The sequence below is a fragment of the Micromonospora sp. SL1-18 genome, from assembly GCF_047921505.1.
Taxonomy (GTDB): domain Bacteria; phylum Actinomycetota; class Actinomycetes; order Mycobacteriales; family Micromonosporaceae; genus Micromonospora.
The window spans coordinates 1-343 of the sequence record NZ_JBLROA010000241.1; the positions used below are offsets into that span (position 1 = coordinate 1).

Below are 343 nucleotides of genomic sequence, written 5' to 3' on the forward strand. Positions count from 1 at the left end.
CCTCGTTGAGGCGGTCCGCGTCTGGCCGGCCGACCCGCCGCGGGATCCGAAAGGCTGGCTGGTCACCGTGGCCTGGCGCAAGTTCATCGACGCGACCCGGGCAGACGCCGCCCGCCGCCGGCGCGAAGAGCTCGTCGACGAGGAGCCGGCGCCCGGGCCCGCGCCCGCGGTGGACGACACGCTCCAGCTCTACTTCCTGTGCGCCCACCCGTCGCTGACGCCGTCGTCCGCGGTCGCACTCACGCTACGCGCCGTCGGCGGGCTGACCACCCGCCAGATCGCCCACGCCTACCTGGTACCCGAGGCGACCATGGCCCAGCGCATCAGCCGAGCCAAACGCACC

General features: G+C 74.3%; 1 protein-coding gene. It reads left to right on the forward strand.

The features are described from left to right. Positions 1 to 343, forward strand: a 343-nt coding sequence (locus ACNAW0_RS30765; RefSeq protein ID WP_416291543.1) for a sigma factor-like helix-turn-helix DNA-binding protein, incomplete at both ends; no start/stop codon positions are given.